The 21,498-nt window shown below is 71.8% G+C and carries 18 protein-coding genes and 1 riboswitch; of the genes, 11 read left to right on the top strand and 7 right to left on the bottom strand.

Features of this window, described 5'->3' with window-relative positions:
• Window positions 1-50: 50 nt before the first annotated feature.
• Window positions 51-1,298 carry a spermidine/putrescine ABC transporter substrate-binding protein gene (locus tag ABZ842_RS21710; protein ID WP_361538820.1) on the bottom strand — a complete coding sequence of 416 codons (1,248 nt, stop codon included), beginning with the start codon at window positions 1,296-1,298 and terminating at the stop codon, window positions 51-53.
• A 48-nt stretch (window positions 1,299-1,346) separates the two neighbouring features.
• Window positions 1,347-2,852, bottom strand: coding sequence for a gamma-aminobutyraldehyde dehydrogenase (locus tag ABZ842_RS21705; RefSeq protein ID WP_361538817.1), 1,506 nt, complete (start codon window positions 2,850-2,852; stop codon window positions 1,347-1,349).
• A 269-nt stretch (window positions 2,853-3,121) separates the two neighbouring features.
• Here ABZ842_RS21705 and ABZ842_RS21700 point away from each other — a divergent pair, with 269 nt between their 5' ends.
• The gene (locus ABZ842_RS21700; protein ID WP_361538815.1) at window positions 3,122-3,694 is read left to right on the top strand and encodes an NADAR family protein; all 573 of its coding nucleotides are present in this window, start codon (window positions 3,122-3,124) and stop codon (window positions 3,692-3,694) included.
• Between the two features lie 250 nt (window positions 3,695-3,944).
• Here ABZ842_RS21700 and ABZ842_RS21695 read toward each other — a convergent pair whose 3' ends face one another.
• Window positions 3,945-4,787 carry a DUF4190 domain-containing protein gene (locus ABZ842_RS21695; protein WP_361538812.1) on the bottom strand — a complete coding sequence of 281 codons (843 nt, stop codon included), beginning with the start codon at window positions 4,785-4,787 and terminating at the stop codon, window positions 3,945-3,947.
• Window positions 4,788-5,338: 551 nt separating this feature from the next.
• Here ABZ842_RS21695 and ABZ842_RS21690 point away from each other — a divergent pair.
• From ABZ842_RS21690 to ABZ842_RS21665, 6 genes are all read left to right on the top strand, one after another.
• On the top strand, window positions 5,339-6,367 hold the full coding sequence (locus ABZ842_RS21690) for an adenosine deaminase (protein ID WP_361538809.1): 1,029 nt from the start codon (window positions 5,339-5,341) through the stop codon (window positions 6,365-6,367).
• Between the two features lie 177 nt (window positions 6,368-6,544).
• Window positions 6,545-7,231: a glycerophosphodiester phosphodiesterase gene (locus ABZ842_RS21685; RefSeq protein ID WP_361538806.1), complete on the top strand. Its 687-nt coding sequence runs from the start codon at window positions 6,545-6,547 to the stop codon at window positions 7,229-7,231.
• 150 nt (window positions 7,232-7,381) lie between these two features.
• Window positions 7,382-8,170, top strand: coding sequence for an SAM-dependent methyltransferase (locus ABZ842_RS21680; RefSeq protein WP_361538803.1), 789 nt, complete (start codon window positions 7,382-7,384; stop codon window positions 8,168-8,170).
• A gap of 117 nt (window positions 8,171-8,287) precedes the next feature.
• On the top strand, window positions 8,288-9,409 hold the full coding sequence (locus tag ABZ842_RS21675; RefSeq protein WP_361539003.1) for a histidine kinase: 1,122 nt from the start codon (window positions 8,288-8,290) through the stop codon (window positions 9,407-9,409).
• Entirely contained in the window at window positions 9,406-10,089 is a 684-nt protein-coding gene (locus ABZ842_RS21670; protein ID WP_361538800.1) for a response regulator transcription factor, read from the top strand. The genes ABZ842_RS21675 and ABZ842_RS21670 overlap by 4 nt, the downstream gene beginning before the upstream one ends.
• Before the next feature lie 168 nt (window positions 10,090-10,257).
• Window positions 10,258-11,550 carry a serine hydrolase domain-containing protein gene (locus tag ABZ842_RS21665; protein WP_361538797.1) on the top strand — a complete coding sequence of 431 codons (1,293 nt, stop codon included), beginning with the start codon at window positions 10,258-10,260 and terminating at the stop codon, window positions 11,548-11,550.
• Between the two features lie 122 nt (window positions 11,551-11,672).
• Here ABZ842_RS21665 and ABZ842_RS21660 read toward each other — a convergent pair whose 3' ends face one another.
• Window positions 11,673-13,112: a gamma-aminobutyraldehyde dehydrogenase gene (locus tag ABZ842_RS21660; protein ID WP_361539000.1), complete on the bottom strand. Its 1,440-nt coding sequence runs from the start codon at window positions 13,110-13,112 to the stop codon at window positions 11,673-11,675.
• Between the two features lie 245 nt (window positions 13,113-13,357).
• Between ABZ842_RS21660 and ABZ842_RS21655 the strand changes: the two genes are divergently transcribed.
• From ABZ842_RS21655 to ABZ842_RS21640, 4 genes are all read left to right on the top strand, one after another.
• A complete protein-coding gene (locus ABZ842_RS21655; protein WP_361538794.1) occupies window positions 13,358-13,873 on the top strand; it encodes an Lrp/AsnC family transcriptional regulator in 516 nt (171 codons plus the stop codon).
• On the top strand, window positions 13,858-15,246 hold the full coding sequence (locus ABZ842_RS21650) for an aspartate aminotransferase family protein (RefSeq protein WP_361538793.1): 1,389 nt from the start codon (window positions 13,858-13,860) through the stop codon (window positions 15,244-15,246). The genes ABZ842_RS21655 and ABZ842_RS21650 overlap by 16 nt, the downstream gene beginning before the upstream one ends.
• 271 nt (window positions 15,247-15,517) lie before the next feature.
• A complete protein-coding gene (locus ABZ842_RS21645; RefSeq protein WP_361538791.1) occupies window positions 15,518-16,243 on the top strand; it encodes an ATP-binding cassette domain-containing protein in 726 nt (241 codons plus the stop codon).
• Window positions 16,225-17,391, top strand: coding sequence for a hypothetical protein (locus ABZ842_RS21640; RefSeq protein ID WP_361538789.1), 1,167 nt, complete (start codon window positions 16,225-16,227; stop codon window positions 17,389-17,391). Before ABZ842_RS21645 ends, ABZ842_RS21640 begins: the two co-directional genes overlap by 19 nt.
• A 30-nt stretch (window positions 17,392-17,421) precedes the next feature.
• On the opposite strand, the gene ABZ842_RS21635 is transcribed toward ABZ842_RS21640, so the two are convergent.
• The 3 genes from ABZ842_RS21635 to ABZ842_RS21625 all read right to left on the bottom strand — a co-directional run bounded on the left by ABZ842_RS21635 (window position 17,422) and on the right by ABZ842_RS21625 (window position 21,259).
• Window positions 17,422-18,438, bottom strand: coding sequence for an ABC transporter ATP-binding protein (locus ABZ842_RS21635; protein ID WP_361538787.1), 1,017 nt, complete (start codon window positions 18,436-18,438; stop codon window positions 17,422-17,424).
• A complete protein-coding gene (locus ABZ842_RS21630; RefSeq protein WP_361538785.1) occupies window positions 18,438-20,090 on the bottom strand; it encodes an iron ABC transporter permease in 1,653 nt (550 codons plus the stop codon). Before ABZ842_RS21630 ends, ABZ842_RS21635 begins: the two co-directional genes overlap by 1 nt.
• 65 nt (window positions 20,091-20,155) lie before the next feature.
• Window positions 20,156-21,259: a thiamine ABC transporter substrate-binding protein gene (locus tag ABZ842_RS21625; RefSeq protein ID WP_361538783.1), complete on the bottom strand. Its 1,104-nt coding sequence runs from the start codon at window positions 21,257-21,259 to the stop codon at window positions 20,156-20,158.
• Between the two features lie 80 nt (window positions 21,260-21,339).
• Window positions 21,340-21,450: riboswitch (TPP riboswitch) on the bottom strand.
• Between the last annotated feature and the right edge of the window lie 48 nt (window positions 21,451-21,498).

The raw sequence follows: 21,498 nt of genomic DNA, 5'->3' as shown, positions 1-21,498 counted from the left end.
GCGGGGTTCTGGCGTACCGGGGCGGAGTGCGCGGGGTTCCGTGGAAGGAGTCAGGCGCCGATGAGCTTGGCGAACTTCTCCTCGTACGCCCTCTCCTCCTCGCTGGTGAGGGAGCGGAAGGCGTGCGACTTCGCTGCCATCGCCTTGTCCGGGACGATCAGGGTGTTGCCGGCCAGCGCGGGGTCGATCTTGGCGAGCTCCTCGGCGACGCCCTCCACCGGACAGACGTAGTTGATGTACGCGGCGAGCCGGGCGGCCACCGGGCGTTCGTAGTAGTAGTCGATCAGCCGGGTCGCGTTGCGCTGGTGCCTGGCCTGCGCCGGCACCAGCAGGTTGTCCGAGGAGGTGATGTAGCCGGGGGCGGGGATGGCGTACCGGATGTCGGGGTTGTCGGCCTGGAGCTGGATGACGTCGCCGGCCCAGGCGAGACAGGCCGCGAGGTCCCCCTTGGACAGGTCCGAGGTGTAGTCGTTGCCGTGGAAGCGTCGGATCTGCTTCTTGTCGACGCCCTTTTGGAGCCGGCCGATCGCCGCGTCGAAGTCGGCGTCCGTGAACCGTCCGGGCGTCTTCCCCAGGTCGAGCAGGGTCATCCCGACGGTGTCGCGCATCTCGGTGAGGAAGCCGACGCGCCCTTTGAGGGAGGGGTCGTCCAGCAGTTGGCTGACCGAGTCGACCTTCTTCCCGCCGGTCGCCTTCGCGTTGTAGGCGATGACGGTGGAGATGCCGGTCCAGGGGTAGGAGTGGGCGCGGCCGGGGTCCCAGTCGGGGCGGCGGAACTGCGGGGCGAGGTTGGCGTAGGCGTTCGGCAGCAGGGACGGGTCCAGCCGCTGCACCCAGCCCAGCCTGATCATCCGGGCGGCCAGCCAGTCGGTGACGTTGATCAGGTCCCGTCCGGCGTCCTGACCGGCGGCCAGCTGGGGTTGGATCTTCCCGAAGAACTCGACGTTGTCGTTGATGTCCTCGGTGTACTTGACCTTGATCCCGGTGCGCTTGGTGAACTCGGCGAGGGTCGGCCGGCTCTTGTTGTCCTCGCTGATGTCCATGTACTCGGTCCAGTTGGAGAAGACGATCTGCTTCTCCTTCTCCGAGTGGTCGTCGGAGGCCGCGGCCCCGCCCTCCCGCTTGGCCGGCGGTATGCCGCAGCCGGTCAGCGCCGCCGCGCCGCCGACGGCGAGCGCACCGACGCCGAAGGCGCGCAGCGCGGTCCGTCGGGACAGGGCGCCCCGCCCGTTCGTCAGGCTGCGGCGTATCGCGGCCAGCTGTACGGCGGACAGGCCGTCGGGCTCGTGGTGGTCCATGCGCTGTGCCCTTTCTCAGTGCGTGCGCCGCCGGTGGCGGCAGCCCGGTTATCTGTCCCCGAAGACCGTGCGGTGCCAGTCCTTGCGGACCACCGCGGTGTTGTCGTACATGACATGTTTGACCTGCGTGTATTCCTCGAAGGAGTACGTCGACATGTCCTTTCCGAAGCCCGAGGCCCGATAGCCGCCGTGCGGCATCTCGCTGATGATCGGAATGTGGTCGTTGATCCACACGCACCCGGACCGGATCTCCCGGGTGGCGCGCCCCGCCCGGTACACGTCCCGGGTCCAGGCGGAGGCGGCGAGGCCGTAGGGGGTGTCGTTGGCCAGCGCGATGCCCTCGTCGTCGGAGTCGAACGGCAGGATCGCCAGCACCGGCCCGAAGATCTCGGCCTGGACGACCTCGCTCTCCTGCGGCGCGTCGGCGATCAGCGTCGGCAGGTAGTACGCGCCGTCGCTCTGCGGCGCCGCGCCCCCGGTGACCACGGTGGCGTACGCCCTGGCCCGCTCGACGAAGCCCGCGACGCGGTCGCGCTGGGCGTGCGAGACGAGCGGGCCGAGGTCGGTGCAGGGGTCGAAGGGGTCGCCGACGCGCACGGTCGCCATCGCGTCCGCGATGCCGTCGCGCAGCTGCTCGTACAGGGGGCGCTGGACGTACACCCGGGTCGCGGCGGTGCAGTCCTGCCCCGAGTTGATCAGGGAGCCGGCGACGGCGCCCTGGATCGCGGCCTCGGCGTCGGCGTCGTCGAAGACGACGAAGGGGGCCTTGCCGCCGAGTTCGAGGTGGAGCCGCTTGACCGTGGCGGTGGCGAGTTCGGCGACCCGCCGGCCGACGGCGGTGGAGCCGGTGAAGGAGGTCATGGCCACGTCGGGGTGGCCCACCAGGTGTTCGCCGGCGTCCCGGCCGGCGCCGGAGACCACGTTGACCACACCGGCCGGAATGCCCGCGTCCGTGGCCGCCTGCGCGAACATCAGCGAGGTCAGCGGGGTGATCTCGGCCGGCTTCAGCACGATCGTGTTCCCCGCCGCGATCGCCGGGAGCACCTTCCAGGCGGCCATCTGGAGCGGGTAGTTCCAGGGGGCGATGGAGCCGACGACCCCGATCGGCTCCCGCCGTACGTACGAGGTGTGGTCGGCGCTGTACTCGCCGGCCGACTGGCCCTGCAGGTGGCGGGCGGCGCCGGCGAAGAAGGCGGTGTTGTCGACGGTGCCGGGCACGTCGAACTCGGTCGACAGCTTGATCGGCTTGCCGCACTGGAGGGACTCGACCCGGGCGAAGTCGCCGGCCCGCTCGGCGAGGACGGCGGCGAAGCGGTGCAGTGCGTCCGAGCGTTCGCCGGGCGTCGCCCCCGCCCACTCGGGCAGCGCCGCGCGCGCGGCGGCGACGGCCGCGTCCACGTCGTCGGTCCCGGCCAGTTCGTAGCGGTGGACGGTGTCACCGCTCGCCGGGTCGACGATGTCCTGCGTACGTCCCGAGCTGCCGGGCCGCAGCTGCCCACCGATGTACTGCGCGCCGTCCGCGAAGCGGTCCAGCACGGGGAATCGGTTACCCATGACGCTCTCCGTAGTCCCGGCCCGAAAGCCGTCGCATGAAATGCCGTCGTGGGCGTGCAATTGCACGCCGCGTCCGCCGCCGTTCCCACTTTCACCGATTGAATGTGGAACGAGCGGTGAGTGATTGCCGATCCTGGCAGAGCGGCAGTTCGCCAACAAGTGATTCCGTAGTTGCCTTTTGGTTACGCAACGGAATCGGTCGACCATGTGTCGCGTCGGCGGGCAAATACCGATACGGAATGTCCGTGGTGGATGGGACACTCGCATGCATGTCCAGGGAAGAGTTGATCCAGCAGGTCAGACGTGGTGAGCAGCTGAAGTACGTGTTCTTCTGGGGCGCCGCCCCCCGCCCCGACGGCCGGGTGGCGGCGAGCTGTCTGAGTCAGTGGTGGCCGTCACCCTTCGCGGTCGACGGAGTGCACTACGCCACCGCCGAGCACTGGATGATGGCGTCGAAGGCGCGACTGTTCGAGGACACGGAGGCCGAGCGGATGGCGCTGGAGGCGTCGCACCCGGCCGAGGCCAAGCGCGCGGGCGGGCTGGTGCGCGGCTTCGACGAGGCGATCTGGCGGCGGGAGCGCTCCGGGATCGTCCGCGCGGGCAATGTGCACAAGTTCGAGCACCATCCGGACCTGCGGGACTTCCTGCTGGGGACGGGCGAGCGGGTCCTGGTGGAGGCGAGCCCGCTGGACCGCATATGGGGCATCGGGCTGGCGGCGGACGACGAGCGTGCCGCGGATCCGCGAGCCTGGCGCGGGCTGAATCTGCTCGGGTTCGCGCTGATGGAGGCCCGGGAAGAGCTGCGCGCCCGCGGTCGGGGGACCACGGGCGCGCGAGGTTAGGGCGCTCTGCTAGGGCCTGTCTTACGGATCAGGCTGGGTGAGGGGGGTCCCTCCCACGCCCTCCGGGCGTAGGAGGCGGGTTCTGGTGCCGTGCATCTCAAGGCGGAGGAGGGAGTCAATGCGGAGTATTGGCGACCGACGACACCGCGGAGTGGGGGCACCTCCCGGGCCGAAGGCCCAGGGGGAGCGGCACCAGGGCACGCGAGCCCAGCAAGATCCGTAAGACAGGCCCTGGGACGGGGGCTGCGGCTCAGCGGCTCCCGGCGGTCGCCGCCGCGTCAGGGGCGGCGAGCGACAGCGAGTAGGTGGTGCCGTCGTAGGGGCTCTCGTACTCAGACTCGTCGTCGGTGATGTCGGAGGTCACCAGCCAGATGAGGAAGGCGAGGAAGGCCGCGCCGAGCACGATGCCGATGGCGCCGGTGATGATGCCCGCGAGCGCTTGGCCGGCGTTGTTCGCCTCGCCCCGGGCCGCCCGTCGCCGGCCGAGGATGCCGAGGATCACCGCGATCACGCCGAGGATGAAGCCGAAGATCCCGTACACGTAGAACGTCGCCAACGAGCAGATGCCGAGCACCATCGCGGCGATGCCCATGCCGTTCTGCGGCTCCCGGGGCGGCTGCCAGCCGCCCTGCGGGTAGCCCTGGTAACCCGGGTATCCGGGGTGGCCCGGGTAGCCGGGGTGGCCGGACTGGCCCGGGTACGAGGCGCCCGGGGTGAAGGCGCCGTACGCCTGCGCACCGGGGCCGGGACCGCCGGGCCCCTGGTTCGGCTGCGCGGGGCCGGCGGGGCCGCCCGCCGCCCCGGGGTATCCGTACGGCGGCGGTTGCGTGGGACCGCCGGGGGCGGTCGGCGGCGGCGGTACGGCCCCGTCCCCGGGCATGGAGGTCATCGTCGGCATGTCGTGCACCGGCGGGGCCGCCGCCCCGGCGGACGCCTCGGCTGCGGCCCCGGCCGGTTCCTTCGACAGACCGACGCGCTGCGCCTCGTCCCGGGCCGCCGCGTCCCGCGCGATGCCGTCCTGGGCCGCGCTGCTCTCCGGCGGCGCCCAGGGATCGCGGTCGCGCGGCTCGGCCCCTTCGTTCGGTTGTGCCATGGAAGTTCTCCCCCCGATCGTGGTCCGGCCATGCTACGGCGTCACCCGGTAACGCCCCCTAGGGCCTGTCCGTGGAGTCCGGCGTGGCCCGTCCGGCGGTACCGGTGTCTTGGCAGGCGCGGTGGCTCCGTGGTGCGTGTGCGGTCATGGCGCCTGCGGCCCGTCTGTGGCTTGTTCGCGCAGTTCCGCCCCCTACGTCTTAGGCATGGGGGGACCTCTAGCGCCCCAAACACCTCCACCTCCAGCCCGCAGACAAATGACGGGGGAAGCGAATCAGGTGGCGCTGGGGGTACCACCACGCCCTTCGGGTGTGCCGGGGGTACCACCACGCCCTTCGGGTGTGCCGGGGGTACCACCACGCCCTTCGGGCGTAGGGGGCGGAACTGCGCGACAAGCCCACCACCGGCCAGCGGAGACCAACGCTCCCCCAGGGAAGCGGCGGCTACGTCCAAAGGCGCAGGAGCACGCGCGGGACTTCGCGGACGCGACCTAGCCCTACGATGATCGAGCCCCTCGGGGCCGATCAGCCGATCACACGAGAAGGAATCCCGATGGCCGACCTCAACCCGTTCATCGCGGGGCTCCCCAAGGCCGAGCTCCACGTGCACCACGTGGGATCCGCGTCACCGCGCATCGTCGCCGAACTGGCCACGCGGCACCCGGACTCCAGGGTCCCCAGCGACCCGCAGGCCCTCGCCGAGTACTTCACCTTCACCGACTTCGCCCACTTCATCGACATATACCTCTCGGTCGTGGACCTGATCCGCACCCCCGAGGACGTACGGCTGCTGACCTTCGAGGTCGCCCGGGACATGGCGCGGCAGAACGTCCGCTACGCCGAGCTGACGATCACCCCCTTCAGCTCGACCCGCCGCGGCATCGACGAGAAGGCGTTCATGGACGCCATCGAGGACGCCCGCAGGGCCGCCGAGGCCGAGTTGGACGTCGTGCTGCGCTGGTGCTTCGACATCCCCGGCGAGGCCGGTCTTGAGGCCGCCGAGGAGACCACCCGGCTCGCGCTGGACCTGCGCCCCGAGGGCCTGGTCTCGTTCGGGCTCGGCGGCCCCGAGATCGGGGTGGCCAGGGAGCAGTTCAAGCCGTTCTTCGACCGGGCGATCGCCGCGGGGCTGCGGTCGGTGCCGCACGCCGGCGAGACCACCGGCCCGCAGACGATCTGGGACGCGCTCACGCACCTGCGCGCCGAGCGCATCGGCCACGGCACCAGCGCCGTGCAGGACCCTGCGCTCGTGGCGCACCTGGCCGAGCACCGGATCCCGCTGGAGGTCTGCCCCACCTCGAACATCGCCACCCAGGCCGTCGCCGACCTCGACGCCCACCCCATCAAGGAGATGGTGGCGGGCGGCGTCCTGGTCACCGTGAACAGCGACGACCCGCCGATGTTCGGCACGGACCTGAACAACGAGTACGCGGTGGCCGCGCGGCTGCTGGAACTCGACGAGCGCGGAGTCGCGGAACTCGCCAAGAACGCGGTGGAGGCGAGCTTCCTGGACGCGCCCGGCAAGACGCGGCTGACGCAGGAGATCGACGCGTACACGACGGAGTGGCTCGCCCGGGCGTAAGGCGCGCGGATACGAGCCGGCGCACGCTGCGACGCACGGCGTGCAGCATGCAGCGTGCGCCGGCTCGTACGCCGACGGCCGGTGGGGGCGTCCCCGCCGGCGCGGGGCGGTGTCCCCGCTGGCGTACGGGGTGCCCCGCCGCCGTACGGGGCCGTCCCCACCGGCGACAATGCCCCCATGCGACACGTCACCGCCGTCGCGCACCGGGGCGACCCCTACCTCGTGCGCGAGAACACGCTGCCCTCGCTCCGCTCGGCCGTCGCCCGCGGCGCGGACGCCGTGGAGATCGACGTACGGCTGACCGCGGACGGCGTGCCCGTACTGCTGCACGACGCCGCCTTAAAGCGGATGTGGCGGCACGACCGGCCGCTCAAGGACCTCACGCACGCCGAACTGACAGAGGCCACCGGGGGCGGAGTGCCCACCTTGCAGCGGGCGTTGGAGGTGCTCGCCGAACACCGGGTGATGGTCGACCTGCCGGGGGCGACGCCGGAGGCGGTGCGCACCGTGGTGGGCACCGTCCACGAGTGCGGCGCGGCGGAGCGGGCGTACTACTGCGCCGGCCCTTCGACCATGCTCGCGGTGCGCGCCGTCGACCCGGCCGCGGAGATCGCCCTCACCTGGACCACCCTGGCCCCGCCGCGGCCCGTGCTGCTCGACGCGGTGCGCCCCAGGGCCCTCAACTACCGTTTCGGGCTGGTCAGCAAGGCGCTCGCGGAGCGGGTGCACCGGGACGGCCTGCTCGTCTCCGCGTGGACCGTGGACACCCGGCGCACGATGCGACGGCTGGTCGACGCGGGCGTCGACTCCATCACCACCAACCGGATCGGCACGCTCCGTTCCGTTCTCGGCCCGGTCGCGTGAACGTGTCGCCCCGCCTGACCGCGTCGTCGCCGCGTGATCACCTCGTACCTGCGTGACCGCGTCGTGACCGCGTCGTGGCCGCGTGATCGTGTTGCGCGATCACGTCCGGCATGATGTTCGAAACACCGGTCGCGACGTCGAGGAGCCCCGATGAGCAACGACAGGATCCGCACCGACGTGGCGCACAACGCCCGCGTGTGGAACCACTGGTTGGGCGGCAAGGACAACTACCCCGTGGACCGGGCCGTCGGCGACCACGTCACGAACCTGTACCCGAGCATCGGCGAAGTCGCCCGGGCCGACCGCGCGTTCCTGGGCCGCGCGGTGACGCACCTGACCGCAGAGGCCGGCGTACGGCAGTTCCTCGACATCGGAACGGGCCTGCCCACCGCCGAGAACACCCACGAGGTGGCCCAGCGCATCGCCCCGGACTCGAAGGTCGTCTACGTCGACAACGACCCCATCGTGCTGGCGCACGCCCGCGCCCTGCTCACCTCCTCGCCCGAGGGCCGCACGGAGTACCTGGACGCGGACGCCCACGACGCCGCAGCGATCGTCGCTGCCGTGGAACCCCCGCTCGACCTGCGGGAACCCATCGCCGTGATCATGCTCGGGATCCTGAACTTCATCATGGACACCGACCACGCCCGGGGCATCGTCCGCACCCTCATGGACGCCGTGCCGTCCGGGAGCTACCTGGTGCTGACGCACCCCACGCTGGAGCTGGGCGGCGAGGGGAACGCGGAGGCCATGGCGTTCTGGAACGAGAACGCGACCCCGCCGATCACCGCGCGCACCGGAGCGGAGGTGGCCTCGTTCTTCGACGGCCTGGAGGTCCTGGAGCCGGGTGTCGTCTCGTGCTCCCGCTGGCGCCCCGACCCGGCGGCCGGCGAGCCGCCGCTGGTGGCCCAGTTCGGCGCGGTGGGCCGCAAGCCGTAGCCGACGGACAGACAGGCGGACGGACAGACGGACAGACGGACGGTGTGGGCACGTGGTCACTCGCTGAGCGGTCACCGAGGCGCGGACGTCGGCCTGACGCTGCTGGTGCAGGCGGCGATGACGATCCCCTTCGTGGTCCCGCGCGCGCCGGAGCTGCCGGCCGCGACCTGGACCGCGTACCTGCTCACCCTGGCGGGCGCGGTCCCACTGGTGTGGCGGCGCCGCGCCCCGGTGGCGGTCCTGGTGGGCGTGCTGCTGGCCACGGGTCTGTACGGCGCCCTGGCCGACGGCCCGGGGCAACCGCTGCCGTACGCCGGGCTCGTCGCCCTCTACACCGTCGCCGTGCTGTCCCCGCCCCGCAGACGGCTGACGACCGCGGCGGCGACGGCCGCGGTCGTCGTCGGCTCGGTGCTCTGGCGCACGGGTGACGCGCGGGAACTCCTCTTCTCGCTCTTCGTGTTCGGCGCCGCGTACGCGCTCGGACGGCTCACGGACACCCGACAGGCTTACCTCGCGGCCGTGGAGGACCGGGCGGCGCAGTTGGAGCGGGCCAACCGCATCGAGGCGGAGCAGGCCGCCGCCCGGGAGCGGGCGCGGATCGCCCGGGAGATGCACGACGTCCTCTCGCACGCTGTGAGCTTGATGGTGGTGCAGGCGGAGGCGGGCCCGGTCGCGGTGCGCACCGCGCCGGAGCGCGCCGAGGCGGCGTTCGACGCGATATCGGACGCGGGGCGCGACGCGATGGTGCAGTTGCGGAGCATGCTGGGCGTCCTGCGCGAGGAGCCCGAAGGGGGCGCCGACGCACTGCCCGCCCTGGTGGCCCGGGTGCGGGAGAGCGGACTCGCCGTCTCCTACACGGCGGAGGGGCCCGTGGCCGCGCTCGCGCCGGCGGTGGCGGCCACGGTCCACCGCGTGGTGCAGGAAGCGCTGACGAACGTGGTCAAGCACGCCGGGGCCGGCGCGGTCGAGATCCGGCTGACCGTGGCCGAGACGGTGACGGTGCGGATCGTGGACGACGGGCGCGGACGACGTGGTGAGGGCGAAGGCGTGCGCGGGCGCGCGGGCAGCGGGCTCGGACTGGTCGGCGTGCGCGAGCGCGCGGCGGCGCACGGCGGCACCGTGTACGCGGGGCCCGGCCCAGGAGGGCGGGGCTTCGAGGTGCGGATGGAGCTTCCGGGCTCGACGAGGAGTAGCTCCACGAGGATTGGCTCCACGAGGAATAGGGAGGCGGACGGGTGACGATCCGGGTGGTGGTCGCCGATGACCAGGAGCTGGTGCGCAGCGGGTTCGCGATGATCCTCGACGCCCAGCCGGACGTCGAGGTCGTGGCGGAGGCGGGCGACGGCGCGGCGGCGGTGGCGGCCGTCTCGGACCTGCGGCCCGACGTGGTGCTGCTCGACATCAGGATGCCGGTCGTGGACGGCATCGAGGCGTGCCGTCGGATCGCGGCGGGGAGCGACTGCCGTGCGGTGATGCTCACGACGTTCGACTCGGACGAGTACGTGTACGAGGCACTGCACGCGGGCGCCAGCGGGTTCCTGCTGAAGGACGTGCGCCGGGACGACCTGGTGCACGCGGTGCGGGTGGTGCGGCGGGGCGAGGCGCTGCTGGCGCCGTCGGTGGCGCGTCGGTTGGTTGAGGAGTACACGCGCAGGCCGCGGTCGCCCCGCCCCGATCCGCGGCTGGACGCATTGACGGCGCGCGAGCGCGAGACGCTGCTGGTGGTGGCGCGCGGGCTGTCGAACGCGGAGATCGCGAGGGCGATGGGCGTCAGCGACCACACGGTGAAGACGCACGTGGGGAACGTGCTCGCCAAGCTGGGGCTGCGGGACCGGATCCAGGCGGTGATCTGCGCGTATGAATCGGGGCTGGTCGCGGCGGGTGGCGACTGGGCCGTGACGTCTCCCCCTGCCGGGTGAGGCGGCGGCGGTGCACCTCCCTCGGGTGAGGGAGCCGAAGGGGTCGAAAAGATCGCTCATGACGGGGATCCGCGGGCGGGCGCTGGTCAACAGGATGGAGGGGTGACGGAGTTCGTCCGTCTTCGCCTCCTTCTCTCGTCTCCTTCTCTCGTCTCCAGGGAGTCCATCATGATCAGCAGTGGGTGCAGTGGGTACGGGTTCAGCAGCAGCGCGCGGCGCGCGGTCATCGCGACGGCGATGGTGCTCGCGGTCGTGGGGGGTTCGTTGGCCGCAGCGCCCGTCGCGTCCGCCGTCGCGGCGCCGGCGCCAGCGCCGCGCGCGGTGCCGGAAGCCACGCCTGCGCCGCCCTCGTGCCGTCCCCCGTCCGATGCGGACGCTCGGACGGGGGGCCGTACGGGCCGGGTCGCGCCACCGGACGGCGCCGCGCTCTCCGCGGCGATCGCCGGGCTACCCGCGCCGCACACGACCGCGGCGCTGGCGCGGGTCGGGGGCGGCGGCAGTTGGCAGGGCAGTGCGGGCGTGCGCGACCTGCGCAGCGGTCGACCGGCCCTGCCCGAGGGCCGCTTCCGGGCCGGTTCGACGACGAAGGTGTTCGTGGCCGCGGTGGTCCTTCAACTGGCCGCGGAGGGCAAGATCTCCTTGGACGCCACCGCCCGCTCGTACCTGCCCGAGCTGATCCCGCCGGCGTACGGCGCGGTCACCGTCCGGCAGTTGCTCAACCACACCCACGGCATCCCCGCCGCGGGCCTGCCGGGCGCCACCCCGGAGGAGGCGTACGCCCATCGTTTCGACCGGCACGACCCGCGCGAGCTGGTCCGCAGGGCGACCGCACGACCCCCCGAGTTCCGCCCCGGCACCTGCCAGCGCTATCACAACACCGGGTACACGATCGCCGGCCTGCTGATCGAGCGCGTCACCGGCGAGTCGTACGAAGCGCAGGTCACCCGACGGATCCTGAAGCCGCTCGGCCTGCGCGACAGCTACCTGCCGGACGGGGAGGTCCACATACGCGGCCCGCACAACCGCGGCTATCAGTCGCTGAGGACGGGCGACGGCACGAGCATCGAGCTGAGGGACGTGACGCGATGGGATCCGACGGACGGTTGGGCAGCGGGCGATCTGATCTCCACGACCGCGGACCTGGAGCGGTTCATCACCGCGCTGTTCCAGGGGCGGGTGGTGCGCGGCCCCCTGCTGGAGGAGATGTTCACGCTCCCGAAGGTCACCGACCACCAGACCGGCGCCCCGGCCTCCTTCAGCGTCGGGCTGTCCGTGCAGCGGCTGGGCGGGCGCGACGTCTGGGGCAAGACGGGCGGGCGCTACGGCTACAACACCGTGGTGGCGGCGACCCGCGATCTGTCCCGGACCTTGGTCTACAGCGTCCATGCGACGGACGCGAAGGCGAAGGACCTGAATCCGGTCGCGGGCGCCCTCGCGGTGGCCGCGTTCGGCCGGCCGTAACGCGCCGGGGCTCCGCGTCCCCGAGGGGTGTGGAGGCCGCACCGGGTGTGGGTACGGACGGCGCGAGGGGCGCGGACAAGGCGTCCGCGCCCCTCGGGCGATCATTGCGTGACGGTCGCGGCTCAGCCGTCGAGCGACGTCATCACGTGCTTGATGCGCGTGTAGTCGTCGAAGCCGTAGGCCGACAGGTCCTTGCCGTAGCCCGACTTCTTGAAGCCGCCGTGCGGCATCTCCGCGACCAGCGGGATGTGGGTGTTGATCCAGACGCAGCCGAAGTCCAGCGCCTTGGACATCCGCATCGCCCGCGCGTGGTCCTTGGTCCACACGGAGGAGGCCAGCGCGTACTCGACGCCGTTGGCGTACGTCAGCGCCTGGGCCTCGTCCGTGAAGGACTGCACGGTGATGACCGGCCCGAAGACCTCGTTCTGGATGATCTCGTCGTCCTGCTTCAGACCGGAGACCACGGTCGGGGCGTAGAAGTAGCCCTTGTCGCCGACGCGCTGACCGCCCGCCTCGACCTTCGCGTGCGCGGGCAGCCGGTCGATGAAGCCGGTGACCTGCGCGAGTTGGTTGGCGTTGTTCAGCGGGCCGAAGGCCACGTCCTCCTCGTCCGGCGCGCCGGTCTTCGTCTCGGAGGCGACCTTGGCGAGCGCGGCGACGAACTCGTCGTGGATGGACTCGTGGACGAGCACGCGCGTGGCGGCCGTACAGTCCTGACCGGCGTTGAAGTAGCCGGCCTCGGCGATGCCCTCGACGGCCTTCGCGATGTCCGTGTCCTCGAAGACGACGACCGGAGCCTTTCCGCCGAGCTCCAGGTGGACGCGCTTGACGTCCTTGGCCGCGGACGCCGCGACCTGCATGCCGGCGCGCACGGAGCCGGTGATGGAGGCCATCGCGGGCGTCGGGTGCTCCACCATCGCGCGCCCGGACTCACGGTCGCCGCAGATGACGTTGAAGACGCCCTTGGGCACGATCGCGCCGATGATCTCGGCGATCAGCAAGGTGGAGGCGGGCGTGGTGTCCGACGGCTTGAGGACGACCGTGTTGCCCGCGGCGAGCGCCGGGGCGAACTTCCACACGGCCATCATCATCGGGTAGTTCCACGGGGCGACCTGCGCGCAGACGCCCACCGGCTCCCGGCGGATGATGGAGGTGAAGCCGTCCATGTACTCACCGGCGGAGCGGCCCTCCAGCATGCGCGCCGCACCCGCGAAGAAGCGGATCTGGTCCACCATCGGCGGAACCTCTTCGGTCCGCACCAGGTCCAGCGGCTTGCCGGTGTTCTCCGACTCGGCAGCGATCAGGTCCTCGGCCCGCTCCTCGAACGCGTCCGCGATCTTGAGCAGTACCTTCTGACGCTCGGCCGGGGTGGTGTCCCGCCAGGCCGGGAAGGCGGCCTCGGCGGCGTCCATGGCCGCGTCGACGTCAGCCTGGCCGGAGAGCGGCGACGTGGCGTACGCCTCGCCGGTTGCCGGGTTGATGACGTCGATCGTCCGCCCGTCGGCGGCGTCCCGGAACTCCCCGTTGATGTAGTTGCGCAGACGACGCAGCTCGGTGGTCACTGTTGCCACCCCTCCTGTCTGACGGCTGTTCTCCGTGGTGTGGGTGAAGGTCCGCCCTGACGTCGAGCCGGTTGTCGTGGATCTGGGTCACGACGCTCGAACTCACGGGTAAGCCTTCGCCCCCACCCTAACCGTGCAGTGACGCTTTCGTCAGCCCTGACCCACCCCACCTTCGGATTCAGTGAGATTTGAGCTCCTCAACAACGAATTTCATCGCTTAGGGCTTGCGGGACGGAGGAGTCCCGGTGCACAGTGAATTTGTGGCCAGTCGAAGCGCAGACTCCAGGAACGGGACCGCCGGGAACACTCAGTCCCCGACGATCGACGCCGTGTCCCTAGCGATCATCGAACAGCTCCAGGAGGACGGACGCCGTCCTTACGCCGCCATCGGCAAGGCCGTGGGCCTGTCGGAGGCGGCGGTGCGCCAGCGCGTGCAGAAGCTGCTCGACCAGGGCGTCATGCAGATCGTCGCCGTGACGGACCCGCTCACCGTGGGTTTCCGCCGCCAGGCCATGGTCGGCATCCGCGTCGAGGGCGACCTCGACCCCGTCGCGGACGCCCTGACCGCGATGGCCGAATGCGAGTACGTGGTGATGACCGCGGGCTCCTTCGACCTGATGGTGGAGGTCGTCTGCGAGGACGACGACCACCTGCTCGAAGTGATCAACAAGCGGATTCGTGCACTCCCCGGTGTGCGGTCCACCGAGAGCTTCGTCTACCTCAAGCTCAAGAAGCAGACCTACATGTGGGGAACCCGATAGCCGTGAGCAAGGACCGCAGCGACCTGTCCAGGACCGCCTACGACCACCTGTGGATGCACTTCACCCGCATGTCGTCGTACGAGAACGCCCCCGTCCCCACCATCGTCCGCGGTGAGGGCACCTACATCTACGACGACAAGGGCAAGCGCTACATCGACGGCCTCGCCGGCCTCTTCGTGGTGAACGCCGGACACGGCCGCGTGGAGCTCGCCGAGACCGCCTACAAGCAGGCTCAGGAGCTGGCCTTCTTCCCGGTGTGGTCCTACGCCCACCCCAAGGCCGTCGAGCTGGCCGAGCGCCTGGCGAACGAGGCCCCCGGCGACCTGAACAAGGTCTTCTTCACCACCGGCGGCGGCGAGGCCGTCGAGACCGCCTGGAAGCTGGCCAAGCAGTACTGGAAGCTGCGCGGCCAGCACACGAAGTACAAGGTCATCTCCCGCGCGGTCGCCTACCACGGCACCCCGCAGGGAGCCCTGTCCATCACCGGTCTGCCCGCGCTCAAGGCCCCCTTCGAGCCGCTGGTCCCCGGTGCCCACAAGGTGCCGAACACCAACATCTACCGCGCTCCGATCCACGGCGACGACCCCGAGGCGTTCGGCCGCTGGGCCGCCGACCAGATCGAGCAGGAGATCCTCTTCGAGGGCCCGGAGACCGTCGCCGCGGTCTTCCTGGAGCCGGTGCAGAACGCCGGCGGCTGCTTCCCGCCCCCGCCCGGATACTTCCAGCGGGTCCGCGAGATCTGCGACCAGTACGACGTCCTGCTCGTCTCCGACGAGGTCATCTGCGCCTTCGGCCGCCTCGGCACGACCTTCGCCTGCGACAAGTTCGGCTACGTCCCGGACATGATCACCTGTGCCAAGGGCATGACGTCCGGCTACTCCCCCATCGGCGCCTGCATCGTCTCGGACCGCATCGCCGAGCCGTTCTACCAGGGCGACAACACCTTCCTGCACGGCTACACCTTCGGCGGCCACCCGGTCTCCGCCGCCGTCGGCATCGCCAACCTCGACATCTTCGAGCGCGAGGGCCTCAACCAGCACGTCCTCGACAACGAGGCCGCCTTCAAGGCCACGCTGGAGAAGCTGTACGACCTGCCGATCGTCGGCGACGTCCGAGGAAACGGCTACTTCTACGGCATCGAGCTGGTGAAGGACAAGGTCACCAAGGAGACCTTCACGGACGAGGAGACGGAGCGCGTGCTCTACGGCTTCCTCTCCAAGGCCCTCTTCGACAACGGCCTGTACTGCCGTGCCGACGACCGCGGCGACCCGGTCATCCAGCTCGCGCCGCCGCTGATCGCCGACCAGTCGACGTTCGACGAGATCGAAGGCGTGCTGCGCACGGTCCTCACCGAGGCGTGGACCAAGCTCTGAGCCCGAGCGAGGGAGCGGTGAGCGGCTGACCGCTCCTTCGGCCGAGTCGTACGGCGGCCCGGGTGCGCCCATCCGAGTGGATGGCGCGCACCCGGGCCGTCGTGTTTCCCGGCACCCCGCATCCGGCTGCCTAGCCTTCCCCCTGCCCGCCCGCGGGCCTGGGAGGACCCCCAGTGACCGATCAGCCCCGAACCTCGTTCCCCCATACGGGGGATGACCGGGGGACGACGCATCTAAGACGACGCATCTGATCAGAACCGAGGTGTACGCCATGGCGGCTCCGCCGGACAACGACGTGCTCTGGGCACGTTCGCTCCACCACGCCCACCGGGGCTCCCCCGCACTCGTCGGCGTCTCGCTCGGGGTGCGGGAGGGCGAGATCCTGTCAGTCCAGGGCCCCCGCGGCTGCGGCAAGACCACCCTGCTGCGCTGTCTGTCCGGACAGCTCGTCGCCGACGAGGGCGAGGTGTGGTTCAACAGCGTCCCCGTGCACACCCTGCCCGCCCTGCACCGCGAGCGGCTGCGCCAGGAGCACTTCGCCTGGATCGGCGCCGAACCCTCCCTCGTACCGGAGCTCACGGCCTGGGAGAACGCGGCCCTGCCGCTGCTGCTGCGCGGCGTGCCCCACCGGGCCGCCAAGACCACCGCCCTGGAGTGGCTGGAACGCCTCGACGTCGGCCCCGTCGCCCGCAGCCGACCGCACGCCCTCACCCAGGCACAGCGCCAGCGGACCGCCACGGCCCGGGCCCTGGTCGCCGAGCCCGCCGTGCTCTTCGCTGACGAGCCGACGGCGACGCTGCACAGCGCCGAGGCCGCCCAACTCCTGCGCACGGTGCTGGCCGCGGCCCGCTCCCACCGCATCACGGTGCTGCTGGCCAGCTACGACCCCGACGTTGCGGCGCTCGCCGACCGCACCGTCACCCTGGTGGACGGCCGCCGCACCGGCTCCGCCAGCGTCGATGCGGAAGGCCGGGCCGAGTGCTCGCTCTCCGTCTAGCCCGAGGCGCCCACCCTCTGGTCGTGCTGCGCCGACTCCTGGTCGCAGCCGCATCCGCGGGGGTCGGCTTCCTGCTGCTGAGCGCCCTCACCCATGCGCTCGCCCACCCCGACGACCCCTCGGCGTCCGTGCTGCGGCTGTCCTGGTGCCTGGTTCCGCTCGCCGCCGCCGTGCACTTCGCCGTCGCCGTCGCCCGTACGGATCCGAGCACCCGCCCCCGCAGCGGGCTGTCCGCCGCCGGCCTCGGCCCCGGCAGGCTCGCCGCACTCGCCGCAGCCGGCACGGCCGTGTCCGCCGCACTCGGCAGCACGCTCGCCCTCCTGGTCTTCCTGCACCTACGGGGCGATCTGACGGGCCTCCCGTTCGACGGGGCCGCCGCCGACATGCTGGCCGCGGACGCGTCGCTGCCGCTCGCAGCGGCGCTCACCCTGCTGACGATCGTGCCGCTGACGGCGACGGTCACCGTCGCGCTCACGCTGCGGTCCCGCATCGGCACCGCGACGGCCGACGACGCCCCGCCCGAAGAGCCCCCCGTACCCACCGTCCCGCCCGGCGGGCTGCCGTGGGGGTGCGCCCTGACGGCGGCGGGCCTGGCGATCGGCACGTACGCGGCGCGCGCACAGTCCGAAGAGGGGCCCCGGCTGCCGGGCGATTTCGGCTCCAACCCGGCCGGCGTCCTCACGGGCTGGGCCCTCACCGCGGTGGGCCTCGCCGTCGCAGGACCCGCCCTGACCCACTTCTGCGGCCGGCTGCTGCAGATGGTGCGCCCCAGCGCGCTGCGGCTGCTCGCCGGCCGGGTCCTGATGGAGGAGGCCCGTCGGATCGGTCGCCCGGTCGGCGTGCTGTGCGCGGTCGCGTCGGCCGTGATCGCCGGCTGGACGCTGTCCGACAGCGGAGCCCGCCCCTTCGGCCCGCTCACCGGACTGGGCGCGACCCTGGTGATCGCCTGCACGACGGCCACGCTCCTGGTCTCCACGGCCGAGGCACGCGCCCTGCGCACCACCACCCGCGAGGAGCTGCGACGCCTGGGCACCCCCGCGAGCACCCTGCGCACCGCCACCGCACTGCGGGTACTGTCCCTGCTCGCCGTGTTCGCCCCCCTGACCTGGGCCGTCGCCACCCTGGCGGTGGCCCCGCTCAGGGGCTGACGACACCGTCCGGAGGACGCGGCCGGGCGCTCAGCCCAGTACGACCACGTCCTCCGGCGCGAAGACGACCCCCACCTCCGCGTGCTCCTCGGGCGCCTCGCGCAACGGCACCTCCGCCTCCAGCACGGGGCCCGTCGCCGGCCGCAGCCGTACGGCGACCCGATCGCCCCGGAAGGTCCGCGCCGCCACCGTGCAGCGCAGGCCCTCCGCCGCGTCCGTCAGCCGCACCCCCGCCGGCCGCACCAGCACCTCGCGTTCGCCGTCCGGCACCGGGTCCGCCAGCGGCAACTTGCCCCACGCCGTGTCCGCCACCGCCCCGCTGACGGTGGCGGCGACCACGTTGTCGAAGCCGAGGAACCGCGCCACGAAGGCGTCGGCGGGCCGCTGCCAGACCTCCAGCGGCGCACCCGTCTGAGCGATCCGTCCCTCCCGCATGATCACCACGCGGTCGGCGAGCGCGAACGCCTCACCCTGGTCGTGCGTGACCGCCAGCACGGTCGTCCCGAGGCGCCCGAAGAGCGCTCGCAACTCCACCACCAGCCGCTCCCGCAGCCCGCGGTCGAGCTGGCCCAGCGGCTCGTCGAGCATCAACAGCCGCGGCTCGGGGGCCAGCGCCCGCGCCAGCGCGACCCGCTGCTGCTCGCCCCCGGAGAGCGAGCTGACCGCGCGTCGCTCGGCACCGGGCAGCCCGACGAGTTCCAACAGCTCGGCGACGCGCAGCCCGCGCGCCTCCCGGCCGTCGCCCCGCATCCGCAGCCCGAAGGAGACGTTCCCGCCCACGTCGTGCTGGGGGAAGAGCTGGTGGTCCTGGAACATCAGCCCCACGCCGCGCCGGTGCACCGGTACGCCCGCCTGGTCCGCGTCGGCGAGCAACACCCGGCCGCCGTCCGCCCGCTGCAACCCAGCGACCACCCGCAGCAGGGTGGACTTCCCGCTGCCGCTGGGCCCCAGCACGCAGACCACCTCGTGGTCGGCGACGCTCAGGTCCACGCCGTCGAGCGCCGCCCGCGCCCCGAAGCGTACGGTCACGTCGTCGAGTACCAGCATCAGAACTCCCCGGTCGAGCCGTTGGTCGTGCGCAGGCGGATCCGCTCAAGCAACAGCAGCGCGCCCGCGCACACCACCATCAGGATCGTGCTCAGGGCCATCGCCTGCCCGTAGTTGAGCTCGCCGGGCCGCCCCAGGAGTCTGGCGACGGCGACCGGCAGGGTCGGGTTGTCGGGCCTGGCGATGAACACGGTCGCGCCGAACTCCCCGAGCGACACCGCGAACGCGAAGCCCGCGGCGATCAGCAGCGCCCGCCGCACCAACGGCAGGTCCACCTCCCGCCACACCCGCAGCGGCGAGGCCCCGAGGACAGCCGCCGCCTCCCGCAGCCGCCCGTCGACCGCCCGCAGCACCGGCAGCATCGTGCGCACCACGAAGGGCACGCCGACCAGCGCCTGCGCCAGCGGCACCAGGATCCACGAGGCCCGCAGGTCCAGCGGCGGCTCGTCGAGGGTGATCAGGAAGCCGAAGCCCACCGTCACCGCCGAGACCCCGAGCGGCAGCATCAGCAGCGCGTCGAAGCCGCGGATCAGCCGCCCCGCCCCGCGCTCCCGCCCCTCGGGCCCGGGCCGCCGCGCCAGCGCCGCCGCCGCGAGTCCGCCCACGACGACCGCGATCGCGGTCGCGGCCAGCGCGTACTTCAGCGAGTTCGCCACGGCGTGCACCGGTGGTACGAGGAAGGCGCCCCCGCTCGCGTCGAGCGACCCGAGCGCCCGGTAGTAGTCGAAGCCGTAGCCGTCGGGGGTGGACAGGGACCGCTCCACCAGCACGCCCAGCGGCACCAGCACCAGCAGGGCGACCGTGGTCAGCACCCCGCCGAGCAGCGCCCACTGGCGCACCCCGCGCGGCCGGCGCGCGGTGGAGGCAGGGTCCACCAGCGTCAGTGCGCTCTCCCGGCGCCGCACCGTCCACGCGTGGACGCCCAGCACAGCGCCGACCGCGGCGAACTGCACCAGGGTCAGGACGGCGGCCGTCCGCAGGTCCAGCAGCTGCGCGGTCTGCCGGTAGATCTCCACTTCCAGGGTGGCGAAGCCGGGGCCGCCCAGGATCTGGACGACGCCGAAGGAGGTGAAGGTGAAGAGGAAGACCATCAGCGCCGCGGCGGCCAGGGACGGCGCGAGCGCCGGAAGCGTGATCGTGCGCCAGGCGGCGAAGCGGCCCGCGCCCAGGACCCGCGCCGCTTCCTCCTGGCGCGGGTCGAGCTGCGCCCACAGCCCGCCCACGGTCCGCACCACCACGGCGTAGTTGAAGAAGACGTGGGCGAGCAGGATCGCCCACACGGTGGTGTCGAGCCGGATCCCCCACGCCTCGTCGAGCAGTCCGCCGCGGCCCAGCAGCGCCAGGAAGGCGGTGCCGACGACGACGGTCGGCAACACGAACGGCACGGTCACCGCGGCCCGCAGCAGCCCCTTGCCCGGGAAGTCGTAGCGGGCCGTGACGTACGCCCCCGGCAACGCGACGAGCAGGGTGAGCGCGGTCGAGGCGAGCGCCTGCCAGGTGGTGAACCACAGGACGTCGAGGACGTCCGGGCGGCCCAGCACCTCGCCGATGCGCCCGAACTGCCAACTCCCGCCGTCCCGCAGCCCGCGGCCGACGATCGCGGCCACGGGGTACGCGAAGAAGACGCCGAAGAACGCGACGGGCAGCGCCATCAGGGCGAGCCGTGTCGCGTTCCCCGTGCGGGGTGCCCGGCCGCGGCGCCCCGCCGCGGGCCCGGCTACTTCACCACGAGCGAGGACCACGTCTGAACCCACTGCTCACGGTTCTTGGAGATGGTGTCGGGCGCCAGCGTCGCCGGCTTCTCGACCACCGCGCCGTGCCGGGTGAACAGCTCGGGCAGCTTCGCCCCGCTGACCACCGGATTGACGAACATGTTCAGCGGCATGTCCTCCTGGAACGTCTTGGAGACCATGAAGTCCAGCAGCGCCTTTCCGCCGGCCTCGTTCTTCGCGCCCTTGAGCAGCCCGGCGAACTCGACCTGCCGGAAGCAGGTTCCGGTGGCGACGCCGGTGGGCGCCTCCGCCGGCTGCGGCTCGGCGAACAGCACCTCGACGGGCGGGCTGGAGGCGTACGAGACCACCAACGGCCGGTCGGCCTTGGCCTTCTTGCCACCGGCGGACCCGGAGAACTCCTCGTTGTACGCCTGCTCCCAGCCGTCGACGACCTTGACGCCGTTGCCCTTGAGCTGCTTCCAGTAGTCCTGCCAGCCGTCCTCGCCGAAGTGCGCGACGGTGCCGAGGACGAAGCCGAGGCCCGGGGACGACGTGGCCGCGTTCTCCACGACGAGCAGGTTCTTGTACTCGGGCTTGGCCAGGTCCTCGAAGGTCTGCGGCGGCGCGAGCTTCTTGTCGGCGAAGTACTTCTTGTCGTAGTTGACACAGATGTCGCCGGTGTCGATCGGGGTGACCCGGTGCTCGCCCTTGTCGAGCTGCACCGCCGCCGGTACCTGGTCGAGGCCCTTGGCCTGGTGGGGGGTGAAGATGCCGTTGTCGAGTGCGCGGGACAGCAGGGTGTTGTCGACGCCGAAGAACACGTCGCCCTGCGGGGAACCCTTCGTCAGGATCTCCTTGTTGAGCGCGACGGCGGTGTCCCCGCTCTTGAGCACCTTGACGGTGTAGCCGGTCTGCCGGGTGAACTCCTTGAGCACGGCTTCGGAGGCGGCGAACGAGTCGTGGCTCACCAGCGTGACCGTCTTCGAGCCCTTGCCGTCGCCGTCCTTGGCGCCGGAGTCACCGGAGGACTCCCCGCCGCAGGCGGCGAGCACGCTCACGCCGAGCGCCGCGGCCAGCGCGGCGGCCGTCTTCTTCCTGATACTGCTCACGGATCGATTCCTCCTGGGGGTGGCCAGGAAGAGACGCGGCCCGGCCCGGTGTCGTCGAGGACCCGGGCAGGGCGCAACAGCTTGAGTGGTGACCGAACTTCCTACCCAGAATGACCTGGGCGAGGTTCAGAGGGTCTGCGGTCTGATGGGTACCGCACTCTCAGCGCTGTGGCGCTCCCCTGTCGGATTTATGTAGATGTACGGGTCAGACTACAAGGTCAGCAGCGGTGGGCGGCAGG

It is taken from the genome of Streptomyces sp. NPDC047315 (assembly GCF_040643215.1).
Classification (GTDB): domain Bacteria; phylum Actinomycetota; class Actinomycetes; order Streptomycetales; family Streptomycetaceae; genus Streptomyces.
Note: the sequence above shows the minus strand (reverse complement) of the source record. Positions and strands in the feature narration are given on the sequence as shown.

Bases quoted from the DNA above. Each gene is read 5' to 3' on its own strand.
- ABZ842_RS21695 (WP_361538812.1), bottom strand. From the start codon at position 4,787: ATGGCACAACCGAACGAAGGGGCCGAGCCGCGCGACCGCGATCCCTGG.
- ABZ842_RS21700 (WP_361538815.1), top strand. From the start codon at position 3,122: ATGTCCAGGGAAGAGTTGATCCAGCAGGTCAGACGTGGTGAGCAGCTG.
- ABZ842_RS21690 (WP_361538809.1), top strand. From the start codon at position 5,339: ATGGCCGACCTCAACCCGTTCATCGCGGGGCTCCCCAAGGCCGAGCTC.
- ABZ842_RS21635 (WP_361538787.1), bottom strand. From the start codon at position 18,438: ATGCTGGTACTCGACGACGTGACCGTACGCTTCGGGGCGCGGGCGGCG.
- ABZ842_RS21675 (WP_361539003.1), top strand. From the start codon at position 8,288: ATGACGATCCCCTTCGTGGTCCCGCGCGCGCCGGAGCTGCCGGCCGCG.
- ABZ842_RS21710 (WP_361538820.1), bottom strand. From the start codon at position 1,298: ATGGACCACCACGAGCCCGACGGCCTGTCCGCCGTACAGCTGGCCGCG.
- ABZ842_RS21685 (WP_361538806.1), top strand. From the start codon at position 6,545: ATGCGACACGTCACCGCCGTCGCGCACCGGGGCGACCCCTACCTCGTG.
- ABZ842_RS21680 (WP_361538803.1), top strand. From the start codon at position 7,382: ATGAGCAACGACAGGATCCGCACCGACGTGGCGCACAACGCCCGCGTG.
- ABZ842_RS21645 (WP_361538791.1), top strand. From the start codon at position 15,518: ATGGCGGCTCCGCCGGACAACGACGTGCTCTGGGCACGTTCGCTCCAC.
- ABZ842_RS21630 (WP_361538785.1), bottom strand. From the start codon at position 20,090: ATGGCGCTGCCCGTCGCGTTCTTCGGCGTCTTCTTCGCGTACCCCGTG.
- ABZ842_RS21665 (WP_361538797.1), top strand. From the start codon at position 10,258: ATGATCAGCAGTGGGTGCAGTGGGTACGGGTTCAGCAGCAGCGCGCGG.
- ABZ842_RS21705 (WP_361538817.1), bottom strand. From the start codon at position 2,852: ATGGGTAACCGATTCCCCGTGCTGGACCGCTTCGCGGACGGCGCGCAG.